Annotated in this window: 18 protein-coding genes; all 18 read left to right on the top strand. The window is 53.9% G+C overall.

From position 1 onward, the window contains the following. Positions 1-135 precede the first annotated feature (135 nt). The 18 genes from CIG75_RS01905 to nuoK all read left to right on the top strand — a co-directional run bounded on the left by CIG75_RS01905 (position 136) and on the right by nuoK (position 13,625). Positions 136-1,320 (top strand): acetyl-CoA C-acetyltransferase, encoded by a 1,185-nt coding sequence (locus tag CIG75_RS01905; RefSeq protein ID WP_094235108.1) that lies wholly within the window; start codon positions 136-138, stop codon positions 1,318-1,320. 286 nt (positions 1,321-1,606) lie between these two features. Then, entirely contained in the window at positions 1,607-1,993 is a 387-nt protein-coding gene (locus CIG75_RS01910; protein WP_094235109.1) for a hypothetical protein, read from the top strand. 37 nt (positions 1,994-2,030) lie between these two features. Beyond that, entirely contained in the window at positions 2,031-2,798 is a 768-nt protein-coding gene (atpB, locus tag CIG75_RS01915; RefSeq protein ID WP_094235110.1) for a F0F1 ATP synthase subunit A, read from the top strand. A gap of 94 nt (positions 2,799-2,892) precedes the next feature. Next, on the top strand, positions 2,893-3,105 hold the full coding sequence (gene atpE / locus CIG75_RS01920) for a F0F1 ATP synthase subunit C (protein ID WP_094235111.1): 213 nt from the start codon (positions 2,893-2,895) through the stop codon (positions 3,103-3,105). 85 nt (positions 3,106-3,190) lie between these two features. Next, positions 3,191-3,676 (top strand): F0F1 ATP synthase subunit B, encoded by a 486-nt coding sequence (atpF, locus tag CIG75_RS01925; RefSeq protein WP_094235112.1) that lies wholly within the window; start codon positions 3,191-3,193, stop codon positions 3,674-3,676. Further along, positions 3,673-4,206 carry a F0F1 ATP synthase subunit delta gene (locus tag CIG75_RS01930; RefSeq protein WP_094235113.1) on the top strand — a complete coding sequence of 178 codons (534 nt, stop codon included), beginning with the start codon at positions 3,673-3,675 and terminating at the stop codon, positions 4,204-4,206. The genes atpF and CIG75_RS01930 overlap by 4 nt, the downstream gene beginning before the upstream one ends. 18 nt (positions 4,207-4,224) lie before the next feature. Continuing rightward, positions 4,225-5,733 (top strand): F0F1 ATP synthase subunit alpha, encoded by a 1,509-nt coding sequence (gene atpA, locus CIG75_RS01935; RefSeq protein ID WP_094235114.1) that lies wholly within the window; start codon positions 4,225-4,227, stop codon positions 5,731-5,733. A 50-nt stretch (positions 5,734-5,783) separates the two neighbouring features. After that, positions 5,784-6,659 carry an ATP synthase F1 subunit gamma gene (atpG, locus tag CIG75_RS01940; protein WP_094235115.1) on the top strand — a complete coding sequence of 292 codons (876 nt, stop codon included), beginning with the start codon at positions 5,784-5,786 and terminating at the stop codon, positions 6,657-6,659. A gap of 23 nt (positions 6,660-6,682) precedes the next feature. Beyond that, positions 6,683-8,092 carry a F0F1 ATP synthase subunit beta gene (gene atpD / locus CIG75_RS01945; protein ID WP_094235116.1) on the top strand — a complete coding sequence of 470 codons (1,410 nt, stop codon included), beginning with the start codon at positions 6,683-6,685 and terminating at the stop codon, positions 8,090-8,092. A gap of 31 nt (positions 8,093-8,123) precedes the next feature. Further along, positions 8,124-8,534 (top strand): F0F1 ATP synthase subunit epsilon, encoded by a 411-nt coding sequence (locus tag CIG75_RS01950; protein WP_094235117.1) that lies wholly within the window; start codon positions 8,124-8,126, stop codon positions 8,532-8,534. A 213-nt stretch (positions 8,535-8,747) separates the two neighbouring features. Continuing rightward, positions 8,748-9,116, top strand: a complete 369-nt coding sequence (locus CIG75_RS01955) for an NADH-quinone oxidoreductase subunit A (protein WP_094235118.1) — start codon at positions 8,748-8,750, stop codon at positions 9,114-9,116. A gap of 29 nt (positions 9,117-9,145) precedes the next feature. Next, the gene (locus CIG75_RS01960) at positions 9,146-9,652 is read left to right on the top strand and encodes a NuoB/complex I 20 kDa subunit family protein (protein WP_094238301.1); all 507 of its coding nucleotides are present in this window, start codon (positions 9,146-9,148) and stop codon (positions 9,650-9,652) included. Next, positions 9,653-10,210: an NADH-quinone oxidoreductase subunit C gene (locus CIG75_RS01965; RefSeq protein ID WP_094235119.1), complete on the top strand. Its 558-nt coding sequence runs from the start codon at positions 9,653-9,655 to the stop codon at positions 10,208-10,210. Positions 10,211-10,225: 15 nt separating this feature from the next. Beyond that, positions 10,226-11,329 (top strand): NADH-quinone oxidoreductase subunit D, encoded by a 1,104-nt coding sequence (locus tag CIG75_RS01970; RefSeq protein WP_094235120.1) that lies wholly within the window; start codon positions 10,226-10,228, stop codon positions 11,327-11,329. An 8-nt stretch (positions 11,330-11,337) separates the two neighbouring features. Continuing rightward, positions 11,338-12,330, top strand: coding sequence for an NADH-quinone oxidoreductase subunit NuoH (gene nuoH / locus CIG75_RS01975; protein ID WP_094238302.1), 993 nt, complete (start codon positions 11,338-11,340; stop codon positions 12,328-12,330). An 18-nt stretch (positions 12,331-12,348) separates the two neighbouring features. Beyond that, on the top strand, positions 12,349-12,786 hold the full coding sequence (locus CIG75_RS01980; protein ID WP_094235121.1) for a NuoI/complex I 23 kDa subunit family protein: 438 nt from the start codon (positions 12,349-12,351) through the stop codon (positions 12,784-12,786). Then, positions 12,786-13,313 carry an NADH-quinone oxidoreductase subunit J gene (locus CIG75_RS01985; RefSeq protein ID WP_094235122.1) on the top strand — a complete coding sequence of 176 codons (528 nt, stop codon included), beginning with the start codon at positions 12,786-12,788 and terminating at the stop codon, positions 13,311-13,313. Before CIG75_RS01980 ends, CIG75_RS01985 begins: the two co-directional genes overlap by 1 nt. 3 nt (positions 13,314-13,316) lie before the next feature. Next, positions 13,317-13,625, top strand: coding sequence for an NADH-quinone oxidoreductase subunit NuoK (nuoK, locus tag CIG75_RS01990; protein WP_094235123.1), 309 nt, complete (start codon positions 13,317-13,319; stop codon positions 13,623-13,625). Positions 13,626-13,647: the final 22 nt, after the last annotated feature.

A 13,647-nucleotide genomic window follows, 5' to 3' on the forward strand; every position in this document is an offset into this window, starting at 1 on the left:
CAATTCACAGCAGTTAAAAATGACCTGAAGATCGCGTGTAGGAATCCTTGTGCAGGGAAAAGTAGCAAAGACGAGAATATAATAGTCTGAATCTGATTTTTGGATAAGTGTTGTTTTCGAAAGGAGTTTACTTACATGGCAAATCGAGATGCAGTGATTGTAAGCGCTGTCCGTACAGCGATCGGTAACTTTCAAGGAGCGCTCGCAGGCATTCCAGCTCCGGAACTGGGCGCTGTCGTCCTGACCGCAGCGCTTGAACGCGCAGGGGTGTCGGCAGATTTGGTCGAAGAAGTCATCCTCGGCAACGTCCTACAAGCGGGGCTTGGGCAAAACCCGGCTCGTCAAGCGGCAATCAAAGCGGGCTTGCCGAACACGATCGCCTCGATGACGATCAACAAAGTGTGCGGCTCCGGTCTGAAAGCGGTCATGCTGGCGGCGCAAGCGATCAAAGCGGGCGATGCGGATGTCATTCTCGCAGGCGGTTTTGAAAATATGTCTCGCGCACCATATTTATTGGAAGGCGCTCGCACCGGCTACCGCATGGGTGACCAAAAAGTGACCGACATCATGATCCGCGACGGCCTGTGGTGCGCATTTGACGACACCCACATGGGCATCACCGCAGAAAACGTGGCGGAGCGCTACGGCCTGACCCGTGAGGAGCAGGACGAGTTCGCCGCCTGGTCGCAGCAAAAAGCGGAAGCAGCACTGGCTTCTGACCGCTTCAAAGATGAGATCGTTCCCGTCCAGATCCCGCAGCGCAAAGGCGACCCGATCGTATTTGACAAAGACGAATTTCCGCGTGCTGGCACCACTGCCGCATCGCTTGGCAAGCTTCGTCCGGCCTTCAAAAAAGAGGGCACCGTCACCGCAGGCAACGCATCGGGCATCAACGACGGCGCAGCTGCCGTGCTCGTCATGTCCCGTGAAAAAGCGGAAGCGCTCGGCCTGAAGATTCTGGGGACGGTCACCGCTTACGCATCGGCAGGTCTCGATCCGAACGTGATGGGTCTCGGCCCGATCTATGCGACCAAAAAAGTATTGGATCGCGCAGGTCTCTCCATCGGCGACATCGACCTGATCGAAGCGAACGAAGCGTTTGCCGCACAGTCGCTCGCAGTCGGACGCGACCTCGAGATTCCGCGTGAAAAGCTGAACGTCAACGGCGGTGCGATCGCGCTCGGCCACCCGATCGGTGCATCGGGTACCCGCGTCCTCGTCTCGCTGATTCACGAGATGGAGAAGCAAGAGGCAAAACGCGGTTTGGCGACGCTGTGCATCGGCGGCGGCCAAGGCGTTGCCCTTGTCATCGAACGCTAGACAAATCGCGTGGATGGCGACTTTTAACAACTTTTTGTCGGTTTTATGAACGCAAGATAAAACTACCGAAGTGATCGACTACAGCCTCCCCGGTTTCATTGACAAGCAAAGGGCGGATGTAGTAGTATGGTCTCTGGGTTGGCGTTTCATACTAGGGACTACTGTCTCAACTAGTGAAACTTTCCATACTCAGAGGCCATTTTTGTGGACTTTCATACATAAATACACCGCCTCGAGGCCAACGTATCTAAGGGTACTAGGTTGAGGTAAAGATGGGAGTCTCGAAATGAACGAATTTCAGCGATTAGCCAAAAGAACAGTCAAGTACACGCTGATCATTACGCTTATTTTTGCGGCACTCTGGGCCCTGTTGCCAAGCTTTAAATCGATCTTTGCCGGCCTAACCATTGGGTCGGCAGTTAGTTTGTACTTCGCTGTAAGCGCTTCGAAACAGACGGAGATGGCGGCCGATGTCGCCCTGCGCAATGTGAAAAAGCGTCCGAGCGCCGTCATGATGTATCGCATGGTGATGATCCTCGGCGCGGTGTTGCTCGCTCAAGCGCTAGAACCCAGAATCGGGTATGTTAGCCTTCCTGGAATGTTGATAGGCTTCTTCGTTTATCAACTCGTCATCTTGGCAGGCTTCCTATACAACAAACTCAAAACTTCATAATGAACCATCACGCTATTTGGAAGGGGTGAAATTTGGAATGAATCACTTATTTCCTACCCTCGGAGAAGGGTTGTGGGCGATCAACTTGACCGCAATCGGGACGAGCGTGCTCGCTGCTTTGGTCGTGTTGCTGCTGGCGCGTCTGGCCGTTGCGAACGTCAATGTACGCCGACCGCGCGGCATCCAGAACTTCTTCGAGTGGGTGGTTGACTTCATCACGGGCTTGGCGAAGGATACGATCGGTGATCGTGCGATGACTTATGTTCCGCTCGCGTTCACTTTGATCATCTATCTCTTCGTTGCGAACCAGATGGGTCTGATCACCAACGTCGTCACGCTTGTGCATGAACCGACTTTAGGTGTCTCCCAAGGCATGCTCGATGAGCACGGCGGAGAAGGACATATCGCTTGGTTTATGTCTCCGACCGCGAACCTGAGCGTCGCGATGGCGATGTCGATCGGGATCGTCGGCATGACGCACTTCATCGGTCTGCGCAACCCGCGCCAATACTTCAAGCACTACTTCGAACCGAACCCGGCCTTCTTCATCCTTCACCTGATCGATGAATTGGCGAAGTTCCTGACGCTCGGTCTGCGTCTGTACGGGAACATCTTCGCGGGCGAGGTCCTGATCGCCATCTTGCTCGGTATCCCGCTCTTGTTCGGGGTCATCCCGCTCGGTGGCATCCCGATGATCGTCTGGATCGCGTACTCGATCTTCGTAGGTACGATTCAAGCGTTCGTCTTCACCGTTTTGACCTTGGTTTACATCTCGCAAAAATTGCCGCACAACGAAGCTCATTAAGACTTGTGGTTCGGCAAGCAAATCGCAACACCATGTAACACCCTTTCAATCACAATAAAATCGTATCTCTCAACCTTAAGGAGGTTCTTTTCTAATGGAAACTGCAATCGGTCTTTGCCTTGGTCTCGCAGCTGTAGGTGCTGGTATCGGTAACGGTCTGGTAGTGGGTCGCACCATCGAAGGTATCGCTCGTCAACCGGAAGCAAAAGGTATGCTGCAAACTCAAATGTTTATCGGTCTGGGTCTCGTAGAGGCACTTCCGGTTATCTCCGTTGCAATCGGTTTGATCCTGTTCGCAACCCGCTAGACCATTCCGGACGACCAGCAGGATGGCGAGGTACAGATTTATCGCCTCCGCCTTCCTTTTGTCCACCCGAAAGGAGTGAATTTCAATGGAATTGCAACTGGGAACCATGCTTGTGCAGTTAGGGGTATTCGTTGTCCTCTTCCTGTTGCTGCGCAAGTACGCATTTGGTCCTCTCATGCGCGTCATGAACGAGCGCGCTCAATATATCGAGAATCAAATCACAACGGCCGAGAAGAACCGTGAAGAAGCAGACCGTCTCGCTTCGGAGCATCGCGCTTCGATCGAAAAAGCGAAACAAGACGCACACGACCTCATGGAGAATGCACGCCGTACGGGTGAGAAGCAAGCTGCAGACATCATCGCAGCTGCGGAAACCGAAGCTCGTCGTCTGAAAACAGAAGCAGTTGCTGACATCAACCGTGAAAAAGAGCTGGCGATCGCCGAACTGCGTGAGCAAGTGGGCAGCCTCTCCGTTCTTCTCGCGGGCAAGATCGTAAGCAAGGAGCTGAACGAAGACGGCCACAAGGCTCTCTTTGAAGAAGCAGTTAAAGAAATGGGTGTTCGTGTATGAAGAACACCGTAGTTGCCAAGCGTTACGCTGAAGCTCTGTACAGTGTTGCAAGCGAGCGCAGTCAAGCAGATTCGGTCGAACAAGAGTTGGCTGCGATCCTTGATGTTTTTCACTCTCATCCGGAGCTCACGAACATCCTAGAGCACCCGGGCATCTCGATCGATGCGAAGAAGAAGCAGGTTACTGAACTGTTCAAAGGCCGCGTTTCTGACCTGGTTTTGAACTTCCTCAACCTGCTGTTCGACAGCCGTCGTCAAGATGTGCTCGATGAGGTGTTCGCAACATACGTCGAATTGGCGAATGCTGTGAAAGGCCGCATCAAAGGGGAAGTAGAATCGGCAGTTCCGCTCTCGGAAAGTGAGCTGAACACGCTGAAAACCAAGCTTGGCGCTGACGGCCAGCAGGTGGAATTTACGACAAAGGTCAACCCGGAACTGATCGGCGGCCTGCGCGTGCGGATCGGGGACCGTGTCTTCGACTACTCCGTAACCAGCCAGCTCAACCGTTTTCGTCAAACTCTCAAATACTAGTAAGACAGGGGTGAGATCATGAGCATTCGTCCTGAAGAAATCAGTTCGCTGATCAAACAGCAGATTGAGAACTACCAATCTGAGGTTCAAGTATATGATGTGGGCACCGTAATCCAAGTTGGTGACGGTATTGCTCGTATCCATGGTCTTGAGAAAGCAATGGCCGGGGAACTTCTTGAATTCCCGAACGGCACCTTGGGTATGGCGTTTAACCTGGAAGAAAACAACATTGGTGCGGTTGTCCTCGGTACCGTTATGGGTATCAAAGAAGGCGACCAAGTCAAGCGCACTGGCCGTATCGCACAAGTTCCGGTCGGCGAAGCGATGGTTGGACGCGTTGTCAACGCGCTCGGCCAACCGATCGACGGCCGCGGCCCGATCGAAACGAAAGAATTCCGTCCGATCGAGTCTCCGGCTCCGGGCGTAATCGACCGTAAATCGGTTCACGAACCGATGCAAACGGGTATCAAAGCGATCGACGCGATGATCCCGGTCGGCCGTGGTCAGCGCGAGTTGATCATCGGTGACCGCCAAACGGGTAAAACCGCTGTGTCGCTCGACACGATCATCAACCAAAAAGGTCAAGGTGTGATCTGCGTATACGTCGCGATCGGCCAAAAGCAATCGACCATCGCACAAGTAGTAGAAACTCTGCGCAAGCACGGCGCGATGGAGTACACCATCGTCGTTTCCGCATCGGCTTCCGATCCGGCTCCGCTGCTCTTCCTGGCTCCGTACGCAGGCTGCGCAATGGGTGAATACTTCATGTACAAGGGCGGCCACGTCCTCTGCGTATACGATGACCTGTCCAAGCAAGCGGCAGCTTACCGCGAAATGTCCCTGCTGATGCGCCGTCCTCCGGGCCGCGAAGCATTCCCGGGCGACGTCTTCTACTTGCACTCCCGTCTGCTGGAGCGCTCCGCGAAACTGTCCGATGCACGTGGCGGCGGCTCTCTGACCGCACTGCCGTTCATCGAAACCCAAGCGGGTGACGTTTCGGCGTACATTCCGACCAACGTAATCTCCATCACCGACGGCCAGATCTTCCTGGAGTCCGACCTGTTCAACTCCGGTCAACGCCCGGCAGTAAACGTAGGTCTCTCCGTATCTCGCGTAGGTGGTTCTGCACAGATCAAAGCGATGAAAAAGGTTGCAGGTACCTTGCGTCTTGACCTCGCACAATACCGCGAACTGCAAGCGTTTGCTCAGTTCGGTTCCGACCTCGACAAAGCGACTCAAGCCCGCCTCGACCGCGGTGCTCGCCTGACCGAGATCCTCAAGCAAGGCCAATACCAGCCGCTGACCGTCGAGAAGCAAGTCATCTCGCTGTGGGCTGCTGTAAACGGCTTCGCGGATGATGTTCCGGTGACCTCCGTTCGCCGCTTCGAATCGGAGTGGCTGGCGTTTGCAGATACCAACTATCCGCAAATCGCGAAAGCGATCATCGAGACCAAAGACCTCTCGAAAGAAACCGAAGCGTTGCTCAAAGAAGCAATCGCGAAGTTCAAAACGACTTTCGTTGGGTAATCCAGCTTGTCGTCTAGCATAACCATTTCATCTGGTAAGGTGGTGGAATCATGGCAAATACCCGCGACATTCGTCAACGGATTCGCTCCGTGAAGAACACCCAGCAAATCACCAAAGCGATGAAAATGGTAGCTGCGGCAAGACTGCGTCGGGCACAAGAGCGCACAGAACAAGCTCGCCCGTATGCAGCCAAACTTGAAGAAGTAATCGGCAGCATCGCATCTGGCAGCGGCGCAACCAGCCATCCGATGTTGGTATCGCGTCCTGTAAAGAAAACCGGTTATGTCGTCATCTCCTCCGACCGTGGCCTCGCAGGTTCTTTCAACGCACAGGTGATTCGTACTGCTGTGAACGAAATGCGCGGCAAATCGCAAAACGATTATGCAGTGTTTGCGATCGGTCGGAAGTCTCGCGACTTCTTCAAGCGTCGTGGATACCCGCTTGTCGGTGAAGTTGTTGGTCTGTCGGACAGTCCGACCTATGCGGATATTAAGTCTGTAGCAAATCAAGTTGTGAAACTGTTCCAAGACGGCGTGTATGATGAAGTCTACGTGCTCTACAATGAGTTCGTAAACGCTCTCACGCAGGTTCCGATTTCCCGCAAGCTGCTCCCGCTCGAAGATGTGGGCAGCCAGCAGGAGAAGCCGGCACCTGGAACGATCACAGCCAAATACGATTACGAGCCGTCTGCTGAAGCAGTCCTCGACAATCTTCTGCCGAAATATGCTGAAACGTTGATCTTCACCGCCGTTCTGGAATCGAAAGCTTCCGAGTTCGGTGCCCGCATGACTGCGATGGGCGCTGCAACCGATAACGCAGCGACGATCATCAACAACCTGACGCTGGCACTGAACCGTGCCCGCCAAGCAGCAATTACCACGCAGATCACCGAGATTGTCGGCGGTGCCGCAGCGCTTGAATCATAGAACGCACGAATGGAGGGAAACGTGTGAACACTGGACGTATTAGTCAGGTTCTGGGCGCGGTTGTAGACGTTCGTTTCCCGGAAGGCCAGCTTCCGGCACTCAACAACGCTCTGACCATTTCATATCAAGCTCAAAACGCAGGTGAAACGGACATCAATCTTACGCTTGAAGTCGCGTTGCACCTTGGTAACAACGTCGTTCGTACGATCGCAATGTCTTCCACCGACGGTCTGGTCCGCGGCATGGACGTTGTTGATACTGGTGCTCCGATCTCCGTACCGGTAGGTCCGGCTACTCTGGGCCGCATCTTCAACATCTTGGGTGAGACGATCGACGAAGCGGGTCCGGTTGCTGTTGAAAAACGTGACCCGATCCACTCTCCGGCTCCGGAGTATGCAGACCTGTCTACCAAGGTTGAAATCTTTGAAACCGGCATCAAAGTTATCGACTTGCTCGCTCCTTACATCAAGGGCGGTAAGATCGGTCTGTTCGGCGGTGCAGGTGTAGGTAAAACCGTTACCATCCAGGAACTCATCCACAACATTGCGAAACAGCACGGTGGTTTCTCCGTATTCGCAGGTGTTGGTGAGCGTACTCGTGAAGGGAACGACTTGTACCATGAGATGACCGATTCTGGCGTTATCGAAAAGACCGCCATGGTATTCGGCCAGATGAACGAGCCGCCGGGCGCACGTGCTCGCGTAGCACTGACCGGTCTTACTATCGCTGAATACTTCCGCGATGTGGAAGAGCGCGACGTACTGTTCTTCATCGACAACATCTTCCGCTTTACCCAAGCGGGTTCCGAGGTATCTGCACTGCTCGGTCGTATGCCGTCCGCAGTAGGTTACCAACCGACCCTCGCAACTGAGATGGGTCAATTGCAAGAGCGTATCACCTCGACCAAAAAAGGTTCGATCACGTCGATCCAAGCAATCTACGTTCCGGCCGACGACTACACTGACCCGGCTCCGGCAACTGCGTTTGCTCACTTGGACGCAACGACCAACCTTGAGCGTAAAATCGCGGAGCAAGCACTGTTCCCGGCGGTTGACCCGCTCGCTTCCACGTCCCGCGCTCTGTCCCCGGACATCGTAGGCGAAGAGCACTACACAGTAGCTCGTGGAGTTCAGTCCGTCCTGCAGCGCTATAAAGAACTGCAAGACATCATCGCCATCCTCGGTATGGATGAGTTGTCCGATGAGGACAAACAGACCGTATCCCGCGCTCGTAAGATCCAGCGTTTCCTGACCCAACCGATGAACGTTGCAGAACAGTTCACCGGTAAGCCGGGCCGTTACGTGAAGATCGCAGACACCGTTCGCGGTTTCAAAGAAATCCTCGACGGCAAGCATGACGACATTGCAGAAGTTGACTTCTACATGGCGGGCACCATCGACGAAGTTGTCGAGCGTGCGAAGAATAATGCCTAAAGCTCCATCTTGGGCTTAGGAGGAAACCGATATGAACAAAATGCCTATCGAAATCGTCACTCCTGAACGCAAGGTGTACGCAAATGAGGCAAACCTGATCATCGCGCGCGGCGGCGACGGCGACCTTGGCATCATGGCCGGGCATACGCCTGTTGTCACCACCTTGAAGATCAGCTCCCTCCGCGTGAAAACAGATCAGGGGGAAGATGTGATCTCCGTCGCCGGTGGCTTCTTAGAAGTCAAACCGGGGCAGGTATCTGTGCTCGCTGAATCGGCAGAGCTGCCTGAGGAGATCGACATCGACCGTGCAACGCGTGCCAAAGAGCGCGCGGAACGCCGTCTGGCGGAACGTGCGGAATCTCTTGACTATGCTCGTGCGGAAATTGCTCTTGAGCGTGCGATCAACCGGATCCGAGTGGCGACTACTAAAAACAATCGCTAATGGCTTGTAGGTGAAGCTCCACACGGTTACGTGTGGAGCTTTGCTGTTTAATACCCTGTTTTGAGTAAAAACGGGTAGAATTGGCAAAGGCTAATGGTGCATCTGTTTCTTTACCTGTACTTGCGGTTGAAGCTTGGTTTTACATGGCATCCTGACTTTGTTATAATGTTGGGGGCAAAACTGTGAAATCTTTTTGAAGATGGAGGGGCTAGTATGGTCTCGTATTGGAACAGCTACGTATTTATCTCTCTGTTCCTCTTGTTAGGCTTGTTGCTCCCAATCGGAGCCTTGTGGGTTGCCGGACCGTTGTTGCGTCCGAAAAATCCTACGCCGGAGAAGCTCACGACCTACGAGTCCGGCGTCGAGCCGTTTGGCGAAGCGCACGTCCGCTATAACGTCCGCTACTATCTGTTTGCACTTATGTTCGTAGTGTTTGACGTGGAAATTATGTACCTGTATCCATGGGCTGTCTCGTTCGATAGTCTCGGCTTGTTCGGTCTTGTTGAAATGCTGATCTTCCTCGGCCTTGTAGTCTTGGGGCTTCTCTATGCCTGGAAAAAGAAGGTGTTGGAATGGAAATGACAAAGGACAACAACCAACAGCCTGCTTACATGCAGTTTGAGGGCTTCACGGAAGAGGAGTCCCAAGAGCTGTCCAAGGCGGGCATCATCATCGGCACGTTGGAACAGATCAAAGGGTGGGCGCGCTCGAACTCGCTGTGGCCGCTTACCTTTGCAACCGCTTGCTGTGGCATTGAAATGATGGGCACCGGTGCGGCTAACTACGACCTTGACCGCTTCGGGATTATTTTCCGTGCCTCGCCGCGTCAGGCGGACTGCATCATCATCGCTGGCACGATCACCAAGAAGATGGCTCCGGTCCTGAAGCGTCTTTACGATCAGATGCCGGAACCGAAGTGGGTGGTCGCGATGGGCTCCTGCGCGACTGCAGGCGGTCCGTACGTTCGCGGTTACTCGGTCGTCAAAGGTGCAGACCAAGTCATCCCGGTAGACGTCTACATCCCGGGTTGCCCGCCGTCTCCGCCTGCTCTGATTTACGGGCTGAACAAACTCCAGGATAAGATCCGTTTGGAAGCCAAAGGGAAGAAGGTGCGATAGATGAGCGAAGAAACCAAAGCGCCTGAAGCGACCAAAGCTGCGGCACCTCAAGCGGCAGAAGAAACGCCTGAGCCTGTTGACCCGCGCATCGAGTCGGCCACAGCCAAGCTTGAATTGCTCAAAGGCAAGATCACAGCTCAGTTTGGGGCAGATGTGATCGAAGAAGCGTTTTTGGCGAAATTCCAACCCAGCTTCGTCATCAAAAACGAAAGCTGGCCGGCAGTCGTTGAGTATCTGAAAGTGACGGACGAACTCAGTTTCGTCTATCCGGAAGCGATGGCAGGCACCGACCATATGGCCAAAGGCTATTGTGAAGTCTACCTGTACGTGCATTCCTTCGTGCTCGACATGGATGTAGCGCTGAAAGTGCGTACGCCGCGCGATGAGGCAGCGATCCCTTCGGTCGCGCACATCTTCAGCGGTGTGAACTGGGAAGAACGGGAGATTTTCGACCTTGTCGGCATCAAATTCCCGGGGCATCCGGACATGCGCAGAATCATGCTTGAAGACCACTGGCAAGGACACCCACTGCGCAAAGATTACGTTGTGATGGACTAGGGGGAAAGGAAAGCGATGGCTGAAATTCGCACTGAAGAACTCTTAATGAACATCGGTCCTCAGCACCCTAGTACGCACGGCGTACTGCGTGTTGTGGTCAAGGTGGACGGCGAGATCATCCGCGATGCGGAACCGGTGGTCGGCTACCTGCACCGTGGGACTGAAAAGTTGGCGGAAGATCTGCAATATACACAGATCATTCCGTACACCGACCGCATGGATTACCTGGGTTCGATGCTCAACAACCATGCGATCGTCAACGCGGTTGAGAAAGCGATGGATCTGGAAGTACCGGAGCGCGCCGAGCACTTGCGCGTTATCGTCGTCGAACTGAACCGAATTGCTTCACACTTGGTGTTTCTCGGCACCTACCTGCTCGACTTGGGCGCGATGAGCCCGTTCTTGTATGCGTTTGCGAACCGTGAAAAGATCATCGATCTGTTCAACCGCATCTGCGGCGCGCGCCTGACGTTCAACTACATGCGTGTCGGTGGCGTCAAGTGGGACGCTCCGGAGGGCTGGGTACAGGATGTGCTCGATTTTGTCACCCATCTGCGGAAAGAGATGAACATGTTCCACGAGCTGGTGACGGGCAACGAGATCTTCTTGGAGCGCGTCAAAGGTGTTGGTATCTACGATGCGGACACAGCACTCAACTACGCGCTGTCCGGCATCAACTTGCGCTCGACCGGCTTCAACTGGGACCTGCGCAAAAATAAGCCTTACTCGATCTACGACCGCTTCGATTTCAATGTGATCACAGGTAAAAACGGCGATTGCTACGACCGTTACATGTGTCACCTCGATGAGATCGTCGAGTCGATGAAGATCGTTGAGCAAGCAGCACAGCAGATTCCGGACGGTCCGGTCATGGGCAAAGTGCCGAAGATTCTGCGCGTGCCGGCTGGTGAGTATTATGCGGCGGTGGAAGGTGCGCGCGGCGAGCTGGGACTCTACATCGTCTCAGAAGGGAAAGACAAGCCGTACCGCATCAAATGGCGCCGTCCGTCCTTCGTCAATCTGCAGATCTTGCCGAAGCTTCTGGAAGGGCAGTCGATGTCCAACCTGATCGCCGTTCTCGGTGCTGTCGATATCGTGCTGGGGGAGGTTGACGCGTAATGGCAGACATGTTTTCCTGGCTCGATAAGCCGATGGAACTGTCAACGTTCCTGAACATGGCGCTCGGCGGCGTCGTCGTCCTCGCTTTCATCCTCGGCGTGGTCACCTACACGATCTATTTCGAGCGTAAGATCATCGGCTGGATGCAATGGCGGATCGGTCCGAACCGCGTAGGGCCGCTCGGTCTGTTCCAAACGATCGCGGACGTATTAAAACTGCTGATCAAAGAGGACGTCATTCCGGCAAAAGCGGATCGCAACGTCTTCATGATCGCGCCGATCATTGCGTTTTTCCCGTCGTTCATGGTGCTTGCGATCATTCCGTTCTCCGCGACGCACATCTTTACGGCGGCTAGCAACGTCGGTGTGCTGTACTACATCGCGCTGTCGGCGATGTCGATTCTCGGCGTCGTGCTCGGCGGATGGGCTTCGAACAACAAATACTCGCTGATCGGCGGGATGCGTTCGGCCGCTCAGATGATCTCGTACGAAGTGCCTCTCGCGATGTCGATGCTCGGTGTCGTGTTGCTGGCCGGTTCCTTGAACCTCGTCGAAATCGTCGAACAGCAAAAGGATTTCCCTTATGTTTGGTACATCGTGCCGCAAGCGTTGGGCTTCGTCATCTTCATCATCTCGGCGATCGCGGAATTGAACCGTACGCCGTTTGACTTGCCGGAAGCGGAGTCTGAATTGGTCGGTGGTTACTTCACCGAGTACACTGGCTTCCGTTTCGCCTTCTACATGCTGGCTGAGTACGTCTATGTCTTCGCGATGTCGGCACTTGGCACCACGCTGTTCCTCGGCGGCTGGGAAGGTCCGTTCCTGCCGGGCTGGCTGTGGTTTGCGATCAAAGTTTCGGCGTTTATTTTCTTCTTCTTCTGGGTGCGGGCTACCATGCCGCGGATTCGTACCGACCAACTGCTCGTCTTCAGCTGGAAAGTGCTGATTCCGTTGTCGCTGTTGAATCTTGTGCTCACAGCAGTTCTCAAATACCTGATCTAATACAAGTGGGGTGAAATCATGTTCGGTTTCCTAAAAGGGTTGAAAGTCACCTTCGCCCAACTCACGCATAAGAAGGTCACCCTGATGTATCCGGATGAGATGCCGGACTTTGGCGAACGCTTCCGTGGTGTTCACAAGTTCTCGCCTGAGAAATGCATCGTGTGCAACCAGTGCGCGCGGGTATGCCCGACTTCCTGCATCTCGCTTTCGGGCTCACGCGGCGGTGATAAAAAACTGCACATCGATACGTATGATATCAACTTCGAAATCTGTATCCTGTGCGACCTGTGCACCGAAGTATGCCCGACCGAAGCGATCCAGATGACCGATACGTTCGAGCTTGCGACTTACAATCGCGTCGATCTGTACAAGAACATGTTCTGGCTCGACGATAACCGTAAGAAGACCGAAGGCATCCTCGAACATGATGCGTCTTCCTTCGGGGGTGAAAAGTAATGTTCGGTGGCATTGAATTTACCGGGCAGAACATCGCGTTTTTTCTGATCTCGCTGTTTGTCATCGCCTGTGGTGTCATGCTGCTCTCGCTTCGCAAAGTTCTCTATATGGCTCTGGCTGTAGGCGGTGTATTCATCGGTGTCGCCGGGATTTATGTCATGCTCGAAGCGGAGTTTCTCGCTTTCATTCAAATCCTGCTCTATGCAGGCGCCATCACGATCATGATGCTCTTTGCGATCATGTTGACAAAGCATGATGAAGTGGAAAAAGCGCAAAAGGTCACAGCTCACCCGGTTTGGGCGGCGATCGCAGCGGTTGGTCTTGGCGGCATCGTCCTCTATGTGACCAAGTTTTCTGGTCTGCGCTGGCCGACTCCGACCGACTCTCCTTGGGAAGGTCAGGATAACGTCAAACTGATCGGTGAAAGTTTGTTCGGTCAATTTGTCATCCCGTTCGAGCTGGTATCTGTGGTCCTGATTGTGGCACTGGTTGGCGCGATTACTCTTGCAAACAAGGAGGAGAAGTAATCGATGCTATCCGTTGAACAATTTATCACCTTGGGTGCGATTCTGTTTTGTATCGGTCTGTATGGGGCACTTACCAAACGCAACATCATCATCGTCCTCGTTTCGGTCGAATTGATGCTCAATGCTGTCAATATCAACCTGCTGGCGTTTTCGCGCTTTGGCTTGATGCCCTCGATGAATGGTCAAATTTTTACCCTCTTTGCGATGACGATCGCAGCGGCTGAAGTGGCTGTAGGTCTTGCTATTTTGATCTCGTTATACCGAAACCGCAATACCAGCGACGTTCGGGATCAGGACCTCATGAAATGGTAAGTCGGGGTTCATAGAACTACGG

The organism is Tumebacillus algifaecis, assembly GCF_002243515.1.
GTDB classification, from domain to species: domain Bacteria; phylum Bacillota; class Bacilli; order Tumebacillales; family Tumebacillaceae; genus Tumebacillus_A; species Tumebacillus_A algifaecis.